Annotated in this window: 17 protein-coding genes and 1 pseudogene; 6 read left to right on the forward strand and 12 right to left on the reverse strand. The window is 31.2% G+C overall.

The annotated features are described in order from the left end of the window. Positions 1 to 7: 7 nt before the first annotated feature. The 5 genes from JHL18_RS00360 to JHL18_RS00380 all read right to left on the reverse strand — a co-directional run bounded on the left by JHL18_RS00360 (position 8) and on the right by JHL18_RS00380 (position 6627). A complete protein-coding gene (locus tag JHL18_RS00360) occupies positions 8 to 1747 on the reverse strand; it encodes an ABC transporter ATP-binding protein (RefSeq protein ID WP_200265652.1) in 1740 nt (579 codons plus the stop codon). Between the two features lie 12 nt (positions 1748 to 1759). Continuing rightward, on the reverse strand, positions 1760 to 3493 hold the full coding sequence (locus JHL18_RS00365; RefSeq protein ID WP_200265653.1) for an ABC transporter ATP-binding protein: 1734 nt from the start codon (positions 3491 to 3493) through the stop codon (positions 1760 to 1762). Positions 3494 to 3839: 346 nt separating this feature from the next. Beyond that, a complete protein-coding gene (locus JHL18_RS00370) occupies positions 3840 to 5222 on the reverse strand; it encodes a metallophosphoesterase family protein (protein WP_200265654.1) in 1383 nt (460 codons plus the stop codon). 459 nt (positions 5223 to 5681) lie between these two features. After that, a complete protein-coding gene (locus tag JHL18_RS00375; protein ID WP_200265655.1) occupies positions 5682 to 6134 on the reverse strand; it encodes a flavodoxin family protein in 453 nt (150 codons plus the stop codon). A gap of 121 nt (positions 6135 to 6255) precedes the next feature. After that, entirely contained in the window at positions 6256 to 6627 is a 372-nt protein-coding gene (locus JHL18_RS00380; RefSeq protein WP_207752934.1) for an Hsp20 family protein, read from the reverse strand. A gap of 584 nt (positions 6628 to 7211) precedes the next feature. Between JHL18_RS00380 and JHL18_RS00385 the strand changes: the two genes are divergently transcribed. Continuing rightward, on the forward strand, positions 7212 to 10355 hold the full coding sequence (locus JHL18_RS00385) for an Ig-like domain-containing protein (protein ID WP_200265657.1): 3144 nt from the start codon (positions 7212 to 7214) through the stop codon (positions 10353 to 10355). Between the two features lie 95 nt (positions 10356 to 10450). Here the strand turns inward: JHL18_RS00385 and JHL18_RS00390 are convergent, their stop codons facing one another. From JHL18_RS00390 to JHL18_RS00400, 3 genes are all read right to left on the reverse strand, one after another. Further along, positions 10451 to 11140, reverse strand: coding sequence for an ABC transporter ATP-binding protein (locus JHL18_RS00390; protein WP_200265658.1), 690 nt, complete (start codon positions 11138 to 11140; stop codon positions 10451 to 10453). A gap of 21 nt (positions 11141 to 11161) precedes the next feature. Continuing rightward, entirely contained in the window at positions 11162 to 13645 is a 2484-nt protein-coding gene (locus JHL18_RS00395) for an ABC transporter permease (protein WP_200265659.1), read from the reverse strand. A gap of 454 nt (positions 13646 to 14099) precedes the next feature. Continuing rightward, entirely contained in the window at positions 14100 to 14903 is an 804-nt protein-coding gene (locus JHL18_RS00400; RefSeq protein WP_200265660.1) for a hypothetical protein, read from the reverse strand. A 274-nt stretch (positions 14904 to 15177) separates the two neighbouring features. On the opposite strand from JHL18_RS00400, the gene JHL18_RS00405 reads away from it, so the two are divergent. After that, positions 15178 to 15846, forward strand: a complete 669-nt coding sequence (locus tag JHL18_RS00405; protein ID WP_200265661.1) for a DUF3794 domain-containing protein — start codon at positions 15178 to 15180, stop codon at positions 15844 to 15846. Positions 15847 to 15945: 99 nt separating this feature from the next. Here JHL18_RS00405 and JHL18_RS00410 read toward each other — a convergent pair whose 3' ends face one another. Further along, entirely contained in the window at positions 15946 to 16536 is a 591-nt protein-coding gene (locus tag JHL18_RS00410; RefSeq protein WP_200265662.1) for a hypothetical protein, read from the reverse strand. A 273-nt stretch (positions 16537 to 16809) separates the two neighbouring features. Between JHL18_RS00410 and JHL18_RS00415 the strand changes: the two genes are divergently transcribed. Further along, positions 16810 to 17385, forward strand: a complete 576-nt coding sequence (locus JHL18_RS00415; protein WP_200265663.1) for a GNAT family N-acetyltransferase — start codon at positions 16810 to 16812, stop codon at positions 17383 to 17385. A 135-nt stretch (positions 17386 to 17520) separates the two neighbouring features. Here JHL18_RS00415 and JHL18_RS00420 read toward each other — a convergent pair whose 3' ends face one another. Then, on the reverse strand, positions 17521 to 18069 hold the full coding sequence (locus JHL18_RS00420; protein WP_200265664.1) for a PTS sugar transporter subunit IIA: 549 nt from the start codon (positions 18067 to 18069) through the stop codon (positions 17521 to 17523). A gap of 319 nt (positions 18070 to 18388) precedes the next feature. Here JHL18_RS00420 and JHL18_RS00425 point away from each other — a divergent pair, with 319 nt between their 5' ends. Further along, entirely contained in the window at positions 18389 to 19015 is a 627-nt protein-coding gene (locus JHL18_RS00425) for a flavodoxin family protein (protein WP_200265665.1), read from the forward strand. A gap of 74 nt (positions 19016 to 19089) precedes the next feature. Here JHL18_RS00425 and JHL18_RS00430 read toward each other — a convergent pair whose 3' ends face one another. After that, positions 19090 to 19428 carry a DUF2500 domain-containing protein gene (locus JHL18_RS00430; RefSeq protein ID WP_200265666.1) on the reverse strand — a complete coding sequence of 113 codons (339 nt, stop codon included), beginning with the start codon at positions 19426 to 19428 and terminating at the stop codon, positions 19090 to 19092. 342 nt (positions 19429 to 19770) lie between these two features. Here JHL18_RS00430 and JHL18_RS00435 point away from each other — a divergent pair. After that, positions 19771 to 19935 (forward strand): annotated as a pseudogene (locus JHL18_RS00435) (GNAT family N-acetyltransferase); the annotation flags it as partial. A 51-nt stretch (positions 19936 to 19986) separates the two neighbouring features. Beyond that, positions 19987 to 20511 (forward strand): 2'-5' RNA ligase family protein, encoded by a 525-nt coding sequence (locus JHL18_RS00440; protein WP_200265667.1) that lies wholly within the window; start codon positions 19987 to 19989, stop codon positions 20509 to 20511. Between the two features lie 141 nt (positions 20512 to 20652). Here JHL18_RS00440 and JHL18_RS00445 read toward each other — a convergent pair whose 3' ends face one another. Beyond that, entirely contained in the window at positions 20653 to 22650 is a 1998-nt protein-coding gene (locus JHL18_RS00445) for a methyl-accepting chemotaxis protein (RefSeq protein ID WP_200265668.1), read from the reverse strand. Between the last annotated feature and the right edge of the window lie 2 nt (positions 22651 to 22652).

Raw genomic sequence — 22652 nt, forward strand, 5'->3', positions numbered from 1 at the left:
TCTTAGCCTAATTTGCCACTGCATACTGACTATTATATAGCTTTGCATAGAAACCATTTTTCATGAGAAGTTCTTCATGATTTCCTTGTTCTATTATCTTTCCATTGTTCATTACTAGTATTAAATCAGCATCTCTTATGGTAGAAAGTCTATGGGCTATTACAAAACTTGTTCTCCCCTTCATAAGTGATAGGAACGCTTTTTGTATTCTAGCTTCTGTTAAGGTATCTATACTACTAGTAGCTTCATCAAGTATAAGCATAGATGGATTCATAAGCATTACTCTAGCTATAGTTAATAGCTGTCTTTGCCCTTGAGAAAGATTTCCTCCATCTTCAGTTATTAAAGTATCATAACCCTTAGGAAGTCTCTTTATAAAACTATGAGCATAAGCAGCTTTTGAGGCATTTATTATTTCTTCATCTATTGCATCAGCTTTTCCATATGCTATATTTTCTCTTATAGTTCCAGCAAAAAGCCAACTTTCTTGCAGAACCATGCCAAAGGAACTTCTAACACTTTCCTTAGTTACTTCTTTAACATCTTGCCCATCTATTAATATTTTACCTTTATCGAGTTCATAAAATCTCATAAGTAAATTTACTAAGGTAGTTTTACCAGCACCGGTTGGCCCTACTATTGCTACTGTGCTACCTGGATTTATACCCATGGTCAATCCTTCAATTAAAGGTTTATCCTTTTCGTATGCAAAACTAACATTTTCAAATTCTACTTTTCCTTCTACTGATTTGTTTATAGCTTGCTTATTTTGCTCTGATAAATCTCCCTTTTCATCTAATATAGCAAATACCCTTTCCGCTGAGGCCATAGCAGACTGGAGCTGCGTTGCTATACTTGTTATATCATTTATTGGTTTTGCAAATTGATTTGAATAGATTAAGAAACTTGAAATCTTACCTATAGAAAGTCCTCCAGCTACAGAAACAATTGCGCCTATTATACCTGAAAGAATATAGGTAATATTATTTATATATCTTGTACCTGGATTAGTTAAAGAAGAGAAAAATTGAGCTCTTCTACCACATTCATATAATCTTCCATTAATTTCTTTAAAAGCTTCTTCTGATCTCTTTTCATAATTAAAGGCCTTAACTATTTTTTGATTACCAATTATCTCTTCTATATATCCATTTAACTCTCCAAGAGTCTTGGACTGCTCTTTAAACATCTTCTTTGAACTCTTAGCTATAAATGAAGACAATAAGAAACATAATGGTGTCATAACTACTACCACTAAAGTTATTGTTGGACTTAAGTGAATCATAAAAATTAAAGCTCCAACAAAGGTTATGATTCCTGAAAACAGTTGAGTTATACCTTGCAGCAGCCCCTCTGAAATTGCATCTATATCATTGGTAAATCTGCTTATTATATCTCCATTTGCTTTACTATCATAGTACTTAAGTGGCATGGTATTTAGCTTTTCAAACAACTCATCTCTTATATCTTTAACGGTTTTATTTGATATCACATTAGTAAAGATAGATAAAAACCACTGAAGTACTGCACTTAAGCTATATATTATTGAAAGTAATGCTACTATCTTTAATATAGCAGAGAAGTTTACTTGCCCAGTTTTAACCATATAATCTATAGCTTTACCAGTAAAGAAAGGAGCTACAATAGTAAGAATATTACTTGCTAGTGCAAAAGCTATAACCAAAATCAATTGAATTTTATATTTCTTTACATATCTGAGTATCCTTATTATTGTTCCATTTTTCATTGTCATGACCTCCTATTTCTCAACCTGAGAGAGGCAAATTTCTTTATAAACTTCACAGGTTTCTATAAGTTCTTTATGTGTACCCAATCCAACTTGCTGCCCATCATCTAAAACCAATATTAAGTCAGCATCCTTTACCGCATTAACTCTTTGTGAAACCATAACCAAAGTCATTTCACTAGTATTAGATCTAAGTTCCTTTCTAAGTGCAGCGTCAGTTGCATAATCAAGCGCACTAGAACTATCATCTAAAATAAGAATCTCAGGTCTTTTTACTAAAGCTCTTGCAATGGTAAGCCTTTGCTTCTGCCCTCCAGAAAGATTATTTCCACCTTGAGAGATTATGGTATCATATCCAAGCTCGAGCTTTTCCACAAACTCTGAAGCTTGTGCAATTTTTGCTGCCTTTTTTATTTCTTCATCCGATGCATCCTTAAGACCCCATTTTAAATTCTCTTTTATACTTCCTGAGAATACCACTGCCTTTTGTGGTACCACACCTATTTTTTCTCTAAGTTTAATTTGATTGTAGTTTGCTACTTTAATACCATTTACTTTGATATCCCCTTCATCTGCATCATAAAATCTAGGTATAAGGTTTATAAGTGTACTTTTTCCTGATCCAGTAGCTCCTATTATTCCAAACGTTTGTCCTTTACTTAATTTAAAAGAAATATCTTTTAGTGCATATTCCTTTGATGCCTTATAGGTAAACCATACATTCTTAAATTCTACTGCACTACTGTGTAAATTGCTTTCGTCTACTTGCTCTGAAACTAAAGAACTTTTTGGATCTACTATCGAACCTTTAGTATCGAAGATTTCATTAACACGTGCGGCTGAAGCTGCTGCTTTCGTAAAAGTAACCACTAGATTAGCAACTACTATTAATGCAGAAAATATTTGTATAACATAATTTATATAAGCAATAACCTGTCCTTGAGTCATTCCACCTACATTTACTCGGAATCCTCCAAACCATATTATAGCTACAATAGCAAAATTCATAATTATGGAAGTTGCTGGGTTCATTAAGGCTGCAATACTACCTACTTTCACAGCAGTATCAGACAAATCCGTATTAGAGGTTTTAAATCTTTCTTTTTCATAATCAACTTTATCAAAAGCTCTAACAACTCTAACACCTGAAAGATTCTCCCTAAGTATTACTGCAAGTCTATCAAGTTTTCCTTGTACCTTTTTATATAGCGGAATTGATTTTCTCATTACTAAAAATAAAACTAGTGCAAATACAGGAAGTATGATAAGTATTACTATTGACAACTTTAAGTCTAATAGCATAGCCATCACTATACCACCAATACAAAGAAACGGTGCCCTTACAACTAAACGAATCCACATAGCTACTGCTACTTGTAATTGGTTTACATCATTAGTTGTCCTATTTATTAAAGAAGCTGTTCCAAAACTATCAATCTCCGCATGTGAAAATGTCCCTATATGCTTAAAGATAGCATCTCTTACTACAGTCCCAAAGCCTTGAGATGCAATGGATGCAAAATATTGACAAGTAAAAGCGAATATAACTCCCAATGTAGCTATTAAGAGCATAAGTGCTCCCATCTTAATAATATAGCTTACATCCCTATTCTTCACACCATTATCAATTACCAATGCCATTATAGTTGGAATCATCAATTCAAATATGGCTTCTAAAAGCTTAAAAAATTGCCCTAAGAATACATTCTTTTTATAATTTTTTAAGAAAGGTATTAATTTAAACATACTGCCTCCTCCTTGAATACTCCTTAGTAAATCTAATTCAAGGTTTACTGGATATTATATGGGTATCTCTTTTTATTATAGAAAAACTTATATTTTCTAATTACATGTATTTATGTAGGAACTATTTAATTATAACAAACAGTAACTCATATGAAAAACTTTTATTATATGTTAATGTTACGATTTCTTAACTCAAAAAATCCACACAAAGCAATTTACATTACCTTATGTGGATCCTTATTATTCTAGTTTTTATTTTTAAAAAGTTCTTTAAATATTATTGTCTATATTTGATATTATTTACATACAACCATAGGATTTCAGAAAAAAACTTCAATGTTTTTTTCTAGTAAGTATACTTATGCATACTTGTATACTTTGCATTCATGTCTACTGTAAATTGAGCAGATGGAATCCAGCTTTGATTTAAATAGTTCCTTCCTTTAACCAAAACCTTATCTTTGTAGACTTCAACATGAAGTCCTTGACTGCCGTTTATGGAACTTCCGGCATCTGACCAAAGATAACCTACAGAAGCAGAATTAAACATAGTAGCACCAAGAGTTGGGCCATAGGTTGCAGTATCTTGATACATTGTGCTTTGAGATTCTAATTGCCAATGGCTATGCCCAGAGAAATATATTACATTTGGATATTTATTTAATATAAATCTTAGCTGTGAATCTTGAATTACTCCACCCCAATCTTGACCACTTTTAGTTCCAGCCACGGTATTGTTTAATCCTTGATGTAAGAAAACAAATACAGGCTGATCATTTTCATATTTAGCAACTTTATAAAGTTCCTCATCTAACCAGTTTAATTGAGTATCTGAAAGATAAGCTTTATCCCTATCGCTATCAGACTCACTTCCTAAAAAGATAAAATGTTGACCATTAACTGTTTGCTTATAGTATGGAAGTGTTTGCTTATCATGAGTTATGCTAGTGTTTGTACTATTATTCATATTATAATTAATATCATTGGCAAAATATAAATACCTATTAAATTCATCTTGGAAAGATGCAGAATTTACATTTGCATTATGAGAATCTTCCATAAGTTCATGATTACCTAAATTAAAATACACATAAGGAAGCCCTACTCTATTTGAATACATAGTATCTCTAAGTAAACTATAAGTATCCCAACTCCATTCATCTACACTGTCACCATTGGCTACAATGCAGCTACTATTTTTTGCAAAGTTCTTTATGTCTTTTAATGCGGAATTTAAATGTGAGTTAAATGTAGTGTCTTTTGTACTTATATGCATATCTGAAAGAACTTCAAAACTATAAAGCAGTTTGTCTTCTATTACTGTAAAATTCACTTGTGCTGCTACGGTATAGCCATCATTCTTTAGTAAAACAGCTTTATAATTACCAGGCTGCAATGTATTCCCTTTATTAGGAGAATACTGAGCTGTTATAAAGTCATTTGGTGTAAATGAAAGTGTACCACTAGCTCCTGAAGTATACTTCCAAGCATAGGCAGCATCTGCAGCTGCTGAGGATGGAGTGGTACCTTGCTTATATATTCCTATCCAATCTTTAGTTGATACGCCTGAGTATGAGATTTTAATAGTACTATTTGGAGTATATTGGCTAAAATCCGTAGAAATACTATAAGCTGTAGAAGCAGCATATACCTGCTTAGGCACTATATAGATTAAAGCTAAAAGAAAAATCGGTAATACGAAAGTTAATATTTTCTTAAATTTTTTCATCAAACGGCCTCCTAGTTATTTAGTCTTAATTAATAAATTATTTATATCTTAAAAATATAAAGCTGTTTATTATACCTTTACTATATAAGGGTGAACCACTTCATATTTAGAAAAAAGAAACACTCTGCACTGCAGTTTCAATACAAAATAAACTTAATCACATTCAAATTGTTCACTTTCCAGGAATTCCATGTACTATAATAACACATATTGTTTTATTACGTTTATTTTATTTTCTTTTTTCTTGTGTTCTATATAAAAAAATATCGTTTTCAACTTATATTCTTTAACTTTTACTACAAAAACCTATATTTACATCTTTACCTTAATATGTTAAAGGAAATAAAAGTAGCTATACTAAATGAATTTGCATTCCATTTAGCATAGCTATATTTACGATTAATTATATAAAATCCTTCTACCATTGTAATAACAGCTTAATTATATAATAAACTATATCTACATATTATTATCACAGATGTTCTTAACAAAATCTCTTGCTGCCTTTAAATCAGCTTCATCAGGATGATTTTTAGATACTCCTCCTATAAGCTTGAAAGGTCCGAAGGTATCCCATCCTTTGCAAGAAAAACTTCCAAGTATATTTGCATTTTTCGAGTTAAGTATATCTAAAACAGCTTTATGATTTTTCGTAGATCCACTATCATTTGTAGAGAACACAAATACATTTTTACTTTCTAAACTTGCATTTCCGATTAACTCAACCATTTTTTTATTAAATCCAAAAGCATATATTCCTGATCCAAAACCTATTAAATCATATTTAGAAAAATCTATTGTCTTAGCTTGGGCTTCTTCTATCACCTCAGCATTTATAGCTTCTCCCATTGCTAAAGCAACCTTTTTAGTATTTCCATGATGATAAGAACTGTAAATAATTATAGCTTTCATATTACCCTCTCCTTAACATTGCAAAATTAAATTTTGCATAATTAAATTTTATAAAATCTATCCACAAGGATAATATTATACCATTTTAATATAAAAGTAAACATTATTCGCAACTTAAAGATTATTCAAGGTCTTGTTGCTCATCGTACTCTTCTACATCAACTATAACTTTATTTTTGATACTAAGGATTTTTTTAGGCAAACTAATAATTAGATTTCCGTTTTCAAACTTGCCAGTTATACTTTTAGAATCCACATTCGGCACATAAAAGTTCTTTCGAACATCATTTACAGTTTGAACCATAAAAAAACTCCCATATCCCCTTCTACTATTAACTTGATTAACTCTTACTGTTATAGTTAGATAGTCATTTTCGTAGTTTAAGTTTATATTATTCCTCTGCACCCCTAAAATTTTCCCTACTACTACATATTTGTCATCTAGGTCTAGCATCTTTAGCTCAACTTTATTTTCTTTTATGTTATTCATCATACTAAGCAATCCAAAAAACATTCAATCTACCTCAATAAAATTACTTACATTTTATTGTATTTTTAAGTTTTTTATTTGTTCATACATAATAATTATTTTTGTTGTCCATTCTTAGTTTAATATGGATTATGTATCTTAAATACAAGACAAATGATTGACTGCTATAAGAATTTAAAAATAATAAGCTTTAATATGAAGTGGTACATCTATATACATAAAACCAAAATTTACGAACATTTTTTATATTATCCAACAAATTATTCAACATATTTCATTGTATTTTTGAACCCATTTAAATGAATCAGCGCTCAAAAGCATTAGTTTAACTACATTCAGAAGTTTAGTTTACATAATTTAAATTTATATTAATCAATATTTATTAATTTTAACATTCATTGATTATTCGTGTTTTCAATGTTATAATTTTATTGGGTTGATTTTCCATATTATACTTATATACCAATAAATGTATTGTATTTAAACAAGTATTGATATATCACCTCATAATAAAATTTATATTTTCAAATAGAAGTGTTATATCTTTAAATCAATCCACTAATAAAAATTAAGGGGGATTACACTTAATGTCACTGAAAAAAATGATGTCACGGAAATCATTAATGGCTATTTCACTATCTATAGCTTTGACGATTGAACTAACTGGTTTCTCTGCACCTTTTGTAAGCGGTACCTCAAAAATTGCTAAAGCTGCTGAAACTACTCCTTATTCATGGAATAATACAATTCCTGTAAAGACGCCACTTGCTGGCGCTAAGAATAATGGAAAAGTAGTTTTATTCGACAATGCTCATGATAACGCTGCTGGTCAAGCAGATTGGGTAATAGATGGAGGTTTTTCAGACTTTGCTGATGCTCTTGTAAATCAAGGCTACACTGTAAAAGAATACAGAGGTATGGATAAAAACAATGATGGCGCTATAAGATTTTATGATGACAGGAACTTGACCGCTGATCAGGAAGGAACTTCTGCAGATAAGAATGAAGCAATAATCACCTATGATGCAATTAAGGACGCCGACGTTTTTGTTACAGCAGAGGCAAACAGACCTTTTAGAAAATCAGAGTATGATGCGTTAAAGAAATTTGTTGATTCCGGAAAGGGAGTTTATTTTATTGGAGATCACTATAATGGAGACAGAAATTTAAACACCTGGGATTCAACAGAAGTTTATAATGGATATAACAGATGTGACAGTATAGGTTACAATATGGGCGGAATTTACGGCGACCTAAGAAACACAAAAGATGCCTCTAAAGGTTGGCTCTCAGAAAACTTCGGATTAAGATTTAGATTTAATGCTGGGGACTCTAATCCATTAAATTCTGGACAAACTGGCCCTACTGATATAAGACCTGCTTCAGAAACTGAAGGTTTAACAGAGGGTGTTGTAGGTGAAAAAATACTTGTAGCCGCTGGAGCAACTATTGCAATTACAGATTCAAACAAAGCTAAAGGAATTATCTACTTTAAAGATTCTGATGATTTAGTACCTTGGAGCAGCGGTGTGGAAAATTCTCATGGAGGGAAAAGCATATACTTTGGAGGTCAAAAAGAAGGTGCCTTCGTTGCTATCTCTAAACCAAGCAAAGGAAGAGCTGCCTTTATTGGAGACTCCTCACCTATTGAAGATAAAACACCAAAATATAAAAATGCTACAAGTGGAAGTTCAAAATCAACTTATAACGGCTGGAATGATCTTGGAAATGCAGCTAAATTATCAGTTAACATAGTTAATTGGCTAGCAGATTCTTCTCAAGATTATGTTGGCTTTGGTACCTCTTCACATCCTTCTGATGTATACGGTACTACTTACGCTCCAATGGCTGATGTAGAAAAGTCAGATCCAGACAACGGACAACCTTGGTCAAATCCAAGCAACGGCTTTGATCCATGGAATACTGATACTTGGAAACCAGGTTCCTATGGTGCTCCATATTCAACTACACCTACGACCGACCCAAACCAATATACTTTTAACTTAGCACTTTATCCAAGCTATGTATATAAAAACGAACCTTTTGCAATAACCATTGGTGGAGTTGGAGCAAACCCTAGTATAGGTATGTACTTAACTGGAGGCACCCAAGTTGGCCAGGTCTATGACAAAGCTTCAAAAACTTGGTCTACGTCAACTTATACTACAGTAAGTGGCAATGCACCGCTAACACTAACCACTAGAGCAGTTAACACAGGTTCTGATAATGTAATTAACATAAGACTTAGAAACGGAAAAACTAACACTGATACTAAAACTGCTACGACCTTAACTAGCGGCTATGGATATATCGAAGGTACCGTTGACGGAGCTCCAGGAAGCCTAGTTACTGCAAATCTAAACGGCTCAATACTTGGTACAGCGCAATTAGATGATTCAAATCACGTTAAGATAGCTGTTAAATCAGGTACTGGAATAACATTGAGTATTTATAATTCGAATGGAACTAAAAAGGTTGACTTACCAAACCAATATACAGTTGAAGATGGAAAAACCACTCCTTTAATTACAGTTATACCTAAGTCGAGTAATGCAGATTTAAGTTCCTTAACTGTTAATACAAATGATACTTCAACTTCAGCTATATCCCCTGAATTTTCATCTTCAATACTAAATTATAATGCAACTGTAGACTACTCAGTAACTTCAGTATCAATTACGCCTGTTGTTTCAGACAAAAAAGCATCAGTCACTGTAAACGGAACTTCACTTGAAGACGGCAAAGCAACTCTTTCCGATCTTGCAGTTGGCGATAACTTAAACACCATTTCTGTAACAGCTGAAGATGGAACAACTAGGGGATATACCTTAAATATAAAAAGAGATATCTGCCATCCTACCAAGGTTGAGCTTAATACTACAACCCTAGAACTAAAACAAGGTGAAACTTCAAACATTTCAGCTACAGTTACTCCAGACGAAGCACAAAACAAATCTGTAAGATGGATTTCAAGTGATACATCAATAGTATCAGTAGATGATAGTGGCAAAATAATAGCAGTGAATGCAGGTGAAGCAACAATCACAGCTACTACTGTTGATAATAATGTTTCGGCTAGTTGCACTATTAGGGTTATACCTAAATCAAGTAACTCTAACCTTAGCTCTTTAACTTTGCAAACTAGTGATTCTAGCATTATAACTTTATCACCATCCTTCGAAGCAGATAAATTAAATTACACTGCAGCAGTTAGTTACTCTACCTCATCAATTGTAGTCGCACCTGTGACAGCTGATAAAACAGCTAGAGTTTCTATAAACGGAGCAGCTTTACTTACTGATAAATTAACTATCCCCAACCTTTCAGTTGGAGATAATTTAATCAGAATATCTGTAACTGCTGAAGATGGAACAATAAAAGCATATACTGTAAATATAAAAAGAGAGGTTTGTCACCCTACTAAGGTTCAACTTAATAGTACAAGTATGCAACTAAGAAAGAAGGATACCTTCACTCTTATTGCTACTGTAACACCTGTTGAAGCTGTCAATAAAACTGTAACATGGTCTTCTAGCAACCCTTCTGTTGCTACCGTTGATCAAAATGGAAAAGTAACCGCACTAAGCAAAGGTGACACAACTATAACTGTTACTACAGTTGATGGTTTGTATACTGCAACTTGTGAAGTAAAAGTTTCACAAAAACAAATTACTTTAAAGGATATAATATCCGGTATATTTGACTTTCTTAAAGATATATTTTGTCCTTAAACACTAATCTTCTTTATAATATAAAAACTTTACTCAAATATAACCAATAATCAAAGTAAGCACTATGAATTTTTAATTCATAGTGCTTTATAATTCTAAGAAGCAACACCTTCCTTAGTCTGAATCTCTCCATCCTTTAATCTTAGTATAGAGGTTCCGTAGTAGGCAGCCTCTTCTGAATGTGTGACTTGGATTATAGTCTTACTTAGGTTTTTATTGATATTTTGGAACAGCTTCATTATGTCTGTTCCAGTCTTAGAATCTAAATTACCTATAGGCTCATCTGCTAAGATTATATCTGGTTCAAACACCAACGCTCTAGCTATGGCTACTCTTTGCTGCTGTCCTCCTGAAAGTTCTCTTGGGGTAACCTTTCTTTTATGGCTCATCTCTATTGTATCTAGAATTTTTTTAAGTTTTTCTTCATACTTCTTTAAAGGCTTTCCATCAAGTATTATAGGCAATAATATATTGTCTTCTACAGTTAGGTTAGGAACAAGATTATAGAACTGGAACACAAAACCTATCTCTCTTCTTTTCATAATGCTCTTTTGCTTTTCACTTAAAGAGCTTAAGTCTCTTCCATTTATACTTACCACTCCACTAGTAGGTTTATCTAGCCCCCCAAGTAGATATAATAAAGTGGATTTTCCACATCCTGAAGGTCCCATTATAGATAAAAACTCGCCTTTTTCTACGGAGAAGTTAATATTCTTTAGTACCTCTATCTCTTCTTTTCCAACTTTAAAATTTTTATTTAAATCAAAAACCTCAATTGCTCTCATTTATTTCCTCCTACAAACACGTTATTCATACTTTAATTCATCTATAATAGACAGTTTTCTGCTCTTAAACAGTACTGGTAATGTTGCTAAAAACACTAAAATCAAAGAAACACTAAGTACTACAGGCATATAAGAAATATTAAACTTAATATCTAGCGGTAATCCTATCTTATCTGTTATCTTTGACATTAAAGATGAAGTAAGGTACGCAAGCGGAGTTACGATTACCACAGCCCATACAACTGAAAGTATTGATTCTACAATAATCATCACGCCTCTTTGTCCTTTAGTCATACCAACTGAACTTAATACTGCCATATCCTTCTTTCTTTGAATAAAACTAATTCCTATGTTGTTAAGTATTCCAAAGCATCCTATAACAACCGCCATATAGGAGAATATACTTAATATTGTCATAAGCTGATCATTTTGTTCTATATTTCTATCTCTAGTTTCTTCAAAAGTCCTTACCTGTCCACCTAGCCCTTTAACTTCTTTATTTATACTTTCCTTTATATCCTTAGAGTCCTTCGAAGTATTAAAATAAATTGAATATGAAGCTGAATCATAATATTCTTTCGGAAGTCCTTTGTAATTCATTAATATGAATACACCGTTATTCAGCATCTTTCCATCAACTATTCCTACAATCTTATAAGCTTTAGTTGTATTTCTAAGCTTCATATCAAAGGTGTCCCCTACAGCTAACTTGGTTTTTTCTGCAACTTTTCTGGTTAGTATTACTTCATCGTTAGCTCCAGATTTAAATTTATCATAAATATATTTATTATCCTTTTCCTGCCAGTCAATATAATGATCATAGTCAGTATATTTATCAGGTTCAACAGCCATTACTGAAAATATATTTTCATTTATATCTCCATTACCATAGTACATAAATTGGATTGAGTCCTTACTAACCCCGTCAGTTTTCTGCACCACTTCTTTTATTTTATCCAAATTACCAGAAACACCAGTACCTGAACCATTTATTTCTATACTGTAATTTAATTTTTCATATATTCCGCTCACTAAGACTTTAACATTTACACTTAATGAATTTATTGTAATTATGGATACAATAGCTAATATCATAAGATTAACATTTCCAAGCAGCACCTTAGAAGTTCTCATATTATTAAAGGAAAGAGCCATAGAACCATTAATTTTTCTTAGAACTATATATATAACTCTTGAAAGAAGATCTACAAGCTTTGGAAATACAAGCATTGCCGCTGCAACTGCTGTAATCATTAGAATAGGACTAATATTTATAACAAATTTGCTGTTAATTGAATTTAATATTATAACTATAACAAGCACCACAAGCCCAAATATAAACTTTCCATATCCAATCTCATTTACTGTACTTGGATTATTCAGAATAACGTTCTTAACTTCTAACTTTCTTGTTTTAATTACAGGTAATGCTGCAGATAGTACTGACAACAGTACTGAAAATATCATACCAAACACCAAGTATTTAACATTAATATTTGGCTTATCAATTATTCCATACTCTCTAAGTGGAGAAATAAAATAATTTATAATATATAAAATACCTACACCTACAGCGTTTCCTATAATTCCTCCAAGGATTCCATATACCAAACTTTCTAGATAAAGAATTCTTCTTATGGTACCTCTGGTAGCACCTTGGCTTAAGAATGTACCTATTATAGGCATTCTTTCAGTTACTGTAAGCTTAAAGGAACTATATATTATGATGGCACTCATGAAAACTACTATTGCCAGCATCATATAAAACATACTAGTAATTTGAGACAACTGAGATTTAACTTGCTCTTCATCAAAAAGTTCCTTTGCAGAAAACTTTGTGTTGGAGTCATTAAACTCTTTCACAGAATCTTTTATTGAATCTTTTGATTTACTTGCTATTACGGAATTGTATCTTCCTTCTACATCAAGCTTTTTAGATATGAATTTATATGGAACAATAATTTGAAATGAATCCTTACTATCCATGTAAAAAGCACCTTCATTAGTTGCTATTGCAGATACTATTAAGGAAATCTTTTCTCCATTTAACATTACTCTTAGATTATCTCCAATATTAAGTTTAAATTTATCGCTGATTCTTTTCGAGATTATGCACTTTTCTCCATGAAAATCTTTAAGTTCCTTATTTACAAGCAATATGCTTTTATCAATATACTTTTCTTCTCTTCCACTAAGATTAAGTGCTTGTAAATCATCACTGTCATACACCACAGATACGTTCAGTTGTGGCACTAAATTTTTAACACCTTTTTCATTTATGTTCTCCAGAGAAAATGTACTTTCTCCAGTTTTAGAAGATATATATAAGTCTTTATTCTCTAATTGTTCTAATTGCGGCTTTACAAAACTTTTAATTGCAGATTCCGCTGCTCCCATGCTTCCTACAAAAAGCGCAGTACTTAAAATTATTGCCAAGAGCAATAATAGAAACCTTGCTTTCTTTTCTATCATGCTTTTTACAACATATTTTAAAAATATCTTCATATCTTACCTCCATTCAAAAAATATCCACCGCCATATATTACCATACATTTCTCGGCTTTTGTTTAATATTAAGTTTTATTCATTAAATCTTAAGCTTTTATTAAGATTTAAAGCATTTTTCTAAAGATTAAACAATTGTATTTTAATAATATTCATATACCACTCATAAAAAACACTCATATACTTCATTATCCTTGCAATATTTTTATTGATTACATTAAAACTAACGGTAAGGATAGGTTTAAGCACCAATCTAATTTTATACTGACCGAAAAAATAAAAAACACACTATAGAGTAGATCTTAAAATTCTCTATAATGTGCATATCACAGCAAAATATATACTATCTTCTGCTTTTAGCTTTCAATAATTTATTATTGATTATCTAATCTTTTTGTTATATTAATTATTACCTTAGCATACCTTTTATCCAATTCATTGCCTTAACTATATATTAGAGTTTTTTTACTAGAAGCAAACCTAAACTTATAATGTAGGTTATTGAGGAAAGTATTAATGCTACAATAAGCATTCCTGATATTAATATATTATATTTCAATATAGCTTTATCCATAAATTCTATTGATAACCCAAAAGCATTTAATATCACTAGTAAAAGAAACAGAACAATAAGCCCTCTTGATGCCCCTTTAATATCAGCCATACTTAAAGATATATGTGAAGATATACATATCGCTACAAATAAGAATATATAAAAATACGGATTCCTAAAATTTTCTCCTAAAAAAATGCTCTTCACTAAATGACCATATGAAGTCAACAAGCCTTCTATAGTTATTTTTTCAATCCTATTTATATGTAGAGAGTTGAATAATATATCTATGAATTTGTTATATGTATTTGGGATTGAAAAATACATAAGAGCTATTATAGTTATAACCCCACCAAATATTGGTGCAACCCCTATAAAGAAATTACCAACTTGTTGATATATACTATTAGGATTATAACTGTGATCGACATACCCCATAACTCCATTATTATCCGGCTTTTGGAACAACTTTATCTTTCTTATATCGTGCCTAAATATTAGAGCTAAAACAGCGTGACTCAACTCATGTATAGGTACTCCTATAAATCCAGTAACCATTACAGCATTAAATCCTAAACTTTTATAAATATTCTTAATAGAATTATTTCTAAGCACACCCAAAATCAGCCCAAAAAATATTATAATTCCTGTTAGATAAATTGTTTCTATGGAAGATCTAATTAATAGACTAACAAAAAATTCCATAAACATTCCACCTTTCATATATAAGTTTATTTTTTATAACCATTCTTCTCTCATAAACTCAAAAGATAAATTTTCAATTTTAATTACTAATTCATATACACTAAAGATGTACCACTTTACCTGTAATTCTTAGTTTAAAAATTAGTAACAAAAATACTAAAAGGCTAATATATTATACTATAACACAAAAGAAAAAATTAATGGTGTAAATACTATATGAATTTAATTCTAACTTATACCGTTAATTAACAAATGTTTAAAGGAGTAATAAACTATGATGAAAAAAGGTTATTATGGATGTGGACAACAATATAATGGTTGTGAGCATAGAGAACCAGTAAAAGCAACTACTTCTAGACAGTATTATTCAAGAGGAAAAGCTTATAATAAACATCAATGTAATAAAGTTCTTCAAGTTCCCGTTGTTGTTGCTTATGGTGAAACTCAAGAATTAGTTGTTAGTGAGTCAATAATATCTCCACCAAGTCCTCCAGCATTTAGAGTAGTAAATGTTGATGCAGAAGTTGTAATAACAAATCTAGAATTAATCCCTAGAATTATCCACAATACTTGCAACCCAGATGGTTTATGGTGGGCAAAAGTTATCGTTGATGGTTATATAGATAAAAATATAAATTACAAGACTATCGAAGATACAACTGCTGATTCTATTAATGGACCATTATATCATTTTACAACAAGAGTTCCATTCTCAACATTTGTCGAATTTAGTTCTTGTGAACCACTTTGTGAAACTGATACAGTTGAAGTATTAGAAGCATTTATAGAAGGCGAAAGAACAACTCTAACAGATCCAAATCCAGTTGCAGTAGGAGCTCCAGATTGGGCTATAACTTACAACAGAATTTCTGAAAAAGATATAGTTAGAATCAATCTTAAAGTTACAAGATTAGAGCATGTTCCTGTAAATTATACTCGTTAATAAATTTATTGAGTAAAACTACCTCGTACTATAGAATTAGTTAGATTATAATAATGAAGTGCAGTTTACTTTTAAACTGCACTTTTATAATTGCATTTTTTATTTTTTGTTCTTACTAATTTGCTTAATCAGCTCCACATCCATCCCTAACAGTTCTTCCGCTGAATGAAGCTTATCTAAAGTATATTGCCATACCTCAGTCTTTATCCCTTGTTCACCTACAACTACTACACTATTTCCAGAGTCGCTATGTTTGTCATAACTTTCACACTTAGACATGTATGTTGTATAGATTAAACCTGTGATTTTCAAATCATAAATTAATCCATTTCCCTCCACAGTATTTTTTTCAGCCACGCACTGAAGTTCACATTTTATGCTTCTAACCATATTCCCAGTATTATTCACATCTATTTTTATTGGTTCGCTGCAATTTATAATTTTGCAAAACTCTCTTTGAATCTTCTTCATTTTATAATTATCTTTCTCATTATTTAAGTTACTTTCGTAAAATATATATATGTCATAATCACCAAATATCCCTATCTGTTTTTCAGATATTACTTTAATAAATATGTTTGATACTTTTGCTCTACAATCCAGTATTATATCCTTTTCCTTAAAACTTATTTTATAATTTTCACTAAATTTTTCATTAACTCTAACAATCTTAGAATCAGCTTTAATCATAAGCTTTATTCCCCTCAATTTACAGTATCTTGTTATATATTATCTATATTAGAATTATTTGGTTCCTCAATTTATTAGTTCTTTTAAAAACAATTTAACCCTATATATTATTTTGTATAATTGTATAAATAAATAACATATTTCAGTTGTAATCACTCACTTAGTAAAAATTGAAAATAACAACATCCATATATTTTATTTCTCCTATTTTTATTATATATGGTACAATATTGATATAATTTCCTAGGAAATACTGTCGAAGGAGTGAAAATAATGAATCTAAATAGCAATGGTAATAACACACTTAATAGTATAGTTTCTAATGATTACCTAATAGAGAAAGGAACAATAGAAGATATTAATGAACTAGAAGATTTGTACAACAATCTTAATGATTACTTAGAAGCCACCATCAATTATCCTGGTTGGAAGAAGGGTCTATATCCTGTTAGAGAAACAGCAGAGAATGGAATTAGGGACAATACTTTATTTGTATTAAAAATAGATAATAAAATAGCAGGTTCTATTATACTTAATCACTTGCAAGAAGATGCATACCGAGGAGTTAATTGGGGAATTGAAGCAAAAGACGAGGAAGTTATTGTAATACATACTTTTGTGGTTAATCCAAAATATATGAAAAATGGGGTAGGTCAAAAACTCATTGATTTTTCTAAGGACTTTTGCTTAAAAAATGGATTTAAAACTATTCGTCTTGATGTTTCTATAAAAAATACACCTGCAATAGGTCTATATGAAAAAAGTGATTTCAAATATGTTGATACTGTTGATCTTGGACTCAATATCCCTGACTTAATATGGTTTAAACTATATGAAATAATATTTTAGTAGGTAGCTTTAAATATGTACTACTCCAATCCGAAATATATTTTAAAAACTCCTATTAATCCAGTGAAAGACTTTTCTATTTTCAGAGCATCTTCTAAGCATTCTGAGGATGCTCTAAAAATATCTTAGCTATTCTTATCTTACAACTCTAATAAATGGTTCTGTCTCCTTTACCTTTTCAGCCTCTGTTCCTTTGACTTCTTTATAATCTTCCGTATTTGTAATCACTACTGAAGTTATCACATCATACCCCTCATTCCTGATTTTTTCTATATCAAATTCCACTAACAATTGTCCCGCTTTTACTTCAAAGCCTTGATCTACGTGAGCTTTAAAGTGCCGTCCTTCAAGATTTACTGTATCAATACCAACATGTATCAAAACCTCTACTCCATCTTTACTTTTTAAAGCCAGCGCATGCTTCGTATTAAAAAGAGCCACTATTTCACCATCAACTGGCGCTACAACTCGTCCTCTTGTGGGCTCTATGGCCATACCTTTTCCCATAAGCTCCTGTCCAAAGGTAGGATCATTAACTTCACTTAGTTTCCTTACCTCTCCTTCAAGCGGACTATAAACAATCTCACCATCCTTAACCCTATTATCATTATTATAATCGCTTCCCTTATCATCACGTCGTTCTTTTGATCCAAAAATATTTTTAAATAACTCTTTAACTCCCATCAAACAATTCCTCCAAACCAATAATACTCAAAATTAACTTATGCACGGAAGTTGGTAAAAATGCTAGCTTAAGATAATAACATTTTATAATGCATATCATCGATGTACCATACTGCCTTAAAACCGCTAACTCTACTTCAAGTTAGTAATTCACTTTCAAGTAAGCTATTTATTTTATATTTTTCTTATTGTATATTATTAATAGTATAAAGTAGCTAAGCCTATAGAGTAAAAACTGTATTCATATATTTATATAGGTACAAGTTAATATCTAATGTGCATATCTACAAGTTATTTATAATATTAAAGAGGTGTAAAAATGAAGGTATTACTTATCAACGGAAGTCCTAAAGCCCAAGGATGTACTTTTACAGCGTTAAGTGAAGTTGCAAAAGAGTTAAATAAAGCAAATATTGAAACAGAAATTTTCCATGTAGGAAATAAACCTATTCGTGGCTGTATGGCATGCGGTGGTTGCTATAAAACCGATGGAAAGTGTGTATTTGATGATGATACTGTAAATATAGCTTTAGAAAAAGCTAAAGATGCTGATGGCTTCATATTTGGTTCTCCAGTTCATTACGCAGCTGCATCAGGCCAAATAACAGCATTCCTAGATAGATTTTTTTATGCTGGCGAAGGCTTCCAATACAAACCAGGTGCTGCAGTAGTTAGCTGCAGACGTGGAGGTTCAACAGCTGCTTTTGAACAATTAAATAAATACTTTACAATAGCTAATATGCCTGTTGTATCTTCTCAATATTGGAACATGGTTCATGGTAATACTCCCGAAGAAGTTAAGCAAGATTTAGAAGGCATGCAAACCATGAGAACCTTAGGTAAGAACATGGCTTGGCTTCTAAAATGCATACAAGCTGGCAAGGATGCTGGAATAAACATCCCTGAAAAAGAAGAGCAAAGAGCAGTTACTAATTTTATACGTTAATATGAAAATGAGCTTAAACTTTATTGTTTTAAGCTCTTTTGTTATATACTCTGCTAAATTTATATAATAATACACTACCTTTCAACAATGCCACCTTCCCACTGGAATTTTATGAACCTTGTCCCTTGAAAAGTTAGACTTCCCCATTGGTTTTCAGCAATACTTCTAAATACTCTTCTCTTAACAGTAAACCTCATTTCACTTCCTGTATCAAGCTGAAATATTAATATGAAAGTCTCATCAATTGATGTAATTCCATTTGCATCTGTATGAGTATGAGTATTTCTTTTTTTCTTAACAAGATTGGCTTTAGTAGATATAATTGGCGAATTTTCATTGTCTATATACGTTATTATTCCTTTCGCAATTGCTCCAATAAAAACTATAAAAAATAGTATTAAAAGTATTCCCATCTAATTCTCCTAACTAATACATTAATATTACTCTTAATATATAGATATACCACTTCGTAATAAAGCTTATTATTTTTAAATCCTCTCACTAGAAGCCGTGATAGTTTTAAAAATATATTGTTGTTCGTAGTGATACCTATATATATGATACTAATTAATTTATTTTTATATCACTTATTCTTAATCAAGTAACGCTACCCTAATATATCTTATCACATTATTTACAATTAATGTATTAATATCCTATAATATCGATATATGCTTAAATATGTTTATCTTTTGTATATTAAAAGCAATAACTAAAAAAGCACCTGCTTCTTCATGTGCATAACTTTATAAATTAAACAAGGAGGACTAGCTTTAGCTTGTGCTTCTAAACTTATTCTCGATTGCCTTGAAAGAGTTATATACCCTCGCTGGGATGCTGCCAATTTAGAATCAGTAGCTCTTGCAGAGAAGCTTGGGTACCATTTTGATAAAGAATACATTGTATATTCTATATCTTAAGTTTAATATTATTAAACTGATTTTCTCTTATTTAAGAAAGGTGTAGTAATAATGTTGAAAAGATGCATTATGATTTTTCCAGAGTTTGAAAACTCACAGATTATAGATAATATCAGAGACAAATATGATCCTTTAGCAAATCATGTACGACCTCATATTACACTTGTTTTCCCTTTTGAAAGTGATATTAAGACTGATGATTTAAGAACACATATATCATCAGCATTATCTAAAATCAAAAAATTTGAACTTGTTCTTAATAAAATCACACCAACAAATGCCTTTGGAAGGTATTTATTTTTGAATATCCACACTGGTATGGATAAGATTATTGAGATTCACCAAAAACTTTATTCAGGAATATTAGAGGATCATTTCCCTGCCTGGCTTAAAGGTAATAATTACTTTCCTCATATGACCGTAGGAAGTTTTGATAATGATGCTTCATTTGAAGTAGCGATTAATGAAACAAAAGATATTCACGATTACTTTAAAAGCATAGTCAAAAAGATAAGCGTAGAAATTATAGATGAAAATGAAGATTCAATTATAGAGCTTGAGATTAAGTTATCGTAAAAACATTATGAAAAAAGCCTCATAGTTAGTTTGTATAAACTAGCTAAGAGGCTTTTTTCATCTATGTTTTCAATCCTATTCTAAATTTATGATTTTATAATTTTAGGTTGAATTACTAAATTAATTCCCATAACTTACTAACTATATTTTAAACTTATCTATTTCATCTTTTAGTCTTTCAGCTAGATCTTGTAACTCTGTAGTATGATGAGTAAACTTTTCCATTGTAGCAGTAACTTCTTCTGTTGAAGCCGTTACCTCCTCCGTTGCAGACGCTGTCTCTTCTGAAACTGCCGAAGTATTTTCCACCTGAGTAACTAATACTTGCTTTTGGCTTTGCATATTCTCTACTAAATTCTTAACATTTTGAACCTTTTCTGTTAAAGTTTTTATTGCAAGTAATATATCAGTAAATATTTGCTCTGTTTTTGCTACAGCTTCATTCTGCTCTGAACTAATCTTCTTAGTGTCATCCATAGCTTGTACTGCTGTTGTAGCTTTCTCTTTTATATTTTCAATTATTAATTTAATTTGTTCTGTAGAGCCTTTTGATTGTTCTGCAAGCTTTCTAATTTCATCTGCAACCACAGCAAATCCTTTTCCTGCTTCACCTGCTCTTGCTGCTTCAATAGAAGCATTTAATGAAAGCAAATTTGTTTGCTCAGTTATTACATTTATAGCGTCAGATATTGTGCTAATCTCTTTTACACTTGTATCCATGTCAATTACAATCTCAGAAACCTTCTTTGAAGCTTCCATTGTTTCGCTATTTTTACTAATAAGTATACTTACAGTATCTATTCCTTGCTTACTTAAAACTTCAGTATCTTTTGATACGTTACTCATATCCTTGGTCACTACTGCAATATCATCTAATTTATCTGATAGTTGTCCAACACCAGTTGCCGTATCTTGAGAATTCTCCGCCAAGTCATTAGCTCCTTGAGATATTTCAGAAACAGCTAACGCTACTTGTGACATTGAAGCAGTTGTTTCCTCCGCCATACTTGAAAGATTGGAAGTTGTATCCAAAACTCTATTTGATGTTTGCTTAGCACTATCTAGTAATACACCAATATTTTTTATCATAGTATTGTAATCTCTTGAAAGCTCCCCGATCTCATCTTTTGATTTAACTTCTACAAAAGTAGATAAGTCTCCTTGAGAAGCCTTTGCAAACACTTCTTTTAACTTATTTATATTTATTGAAAGTCCTTTACTTAATACTAATGACAGTACCACAGTGATTAAAAACATTACGCCTATTATTATTGAAGTACTTACTAGAATTGATTTCGTATCTGTAGTTAGTTCGCTTTGCTCTAGTGTAGCCACTAACTTCCATCCAGTTAGTTTATTTGTTTGAAATGCTCCAAACTTATTCACATTATTATATGTATAATTGACAAATCCGCTATTCTCAGATTTTGCTTTATCCCAAAAAGATAGTTTTGAAGCTGTATCTGTATTGATAAGACTCTTATTTTGGTGAGCTAAAATATTACCTGCAGTATCAGCAATGAATACATATCCTGAATTCCCTATTTTCTTTGTTGCTATTCTATCTGCAAGTGTAGCTAATGTACAATCAATACCAAGTACACCTACTACTTTTCCATCTTTCTCTACTGCTTGCGTAATACCAACAACCATACTGCCTGTTACTGCATCTTTGTACGGTGGAGTTATCACAACTTTTCCATTAGCTTCTATTGCTTGCTTATACCAAGGTCTTTTAGTTGGGTCATATCCATCTGGCATCTTTGCATTAGGATATATTACAAACTTACCAGAAGCCGTTCCATAATATGAGTCAAGAATATCACTATCACTCTCTTTAAGATTTTTTAATATTTCTGATACTAAGCCTAAATTATTTTCATTATCTATATTAGTAATTGGTGGATTTTTTGCGGTCATAGAAGTTATATCAGAAAATCCATGAAAATAATCCATCAATCCATTATTTATCTCAGTAAGAGTTTGGGTACTTGTAAGATTTAATTTTTTGTTAAGTATTGATTTAGATTTACTGTATGAAAAAAAACAGGTTATAAGTAATGGAATTATACAAACTGATATTAAACTAATAATTAATTTACTACGAATACTATTTATATTTGCTTTTTTAAATTTCATTT

The sequence above is a fragment of the Clostridium yunnanense genome, from assembly GCF_016595795.1.
Lineage (GTDB): Bacteria > Bacillota > Clostridia > Clostridiales > Clostridiaceae > Clostridium_AR > Clostridium_AR yunnanense.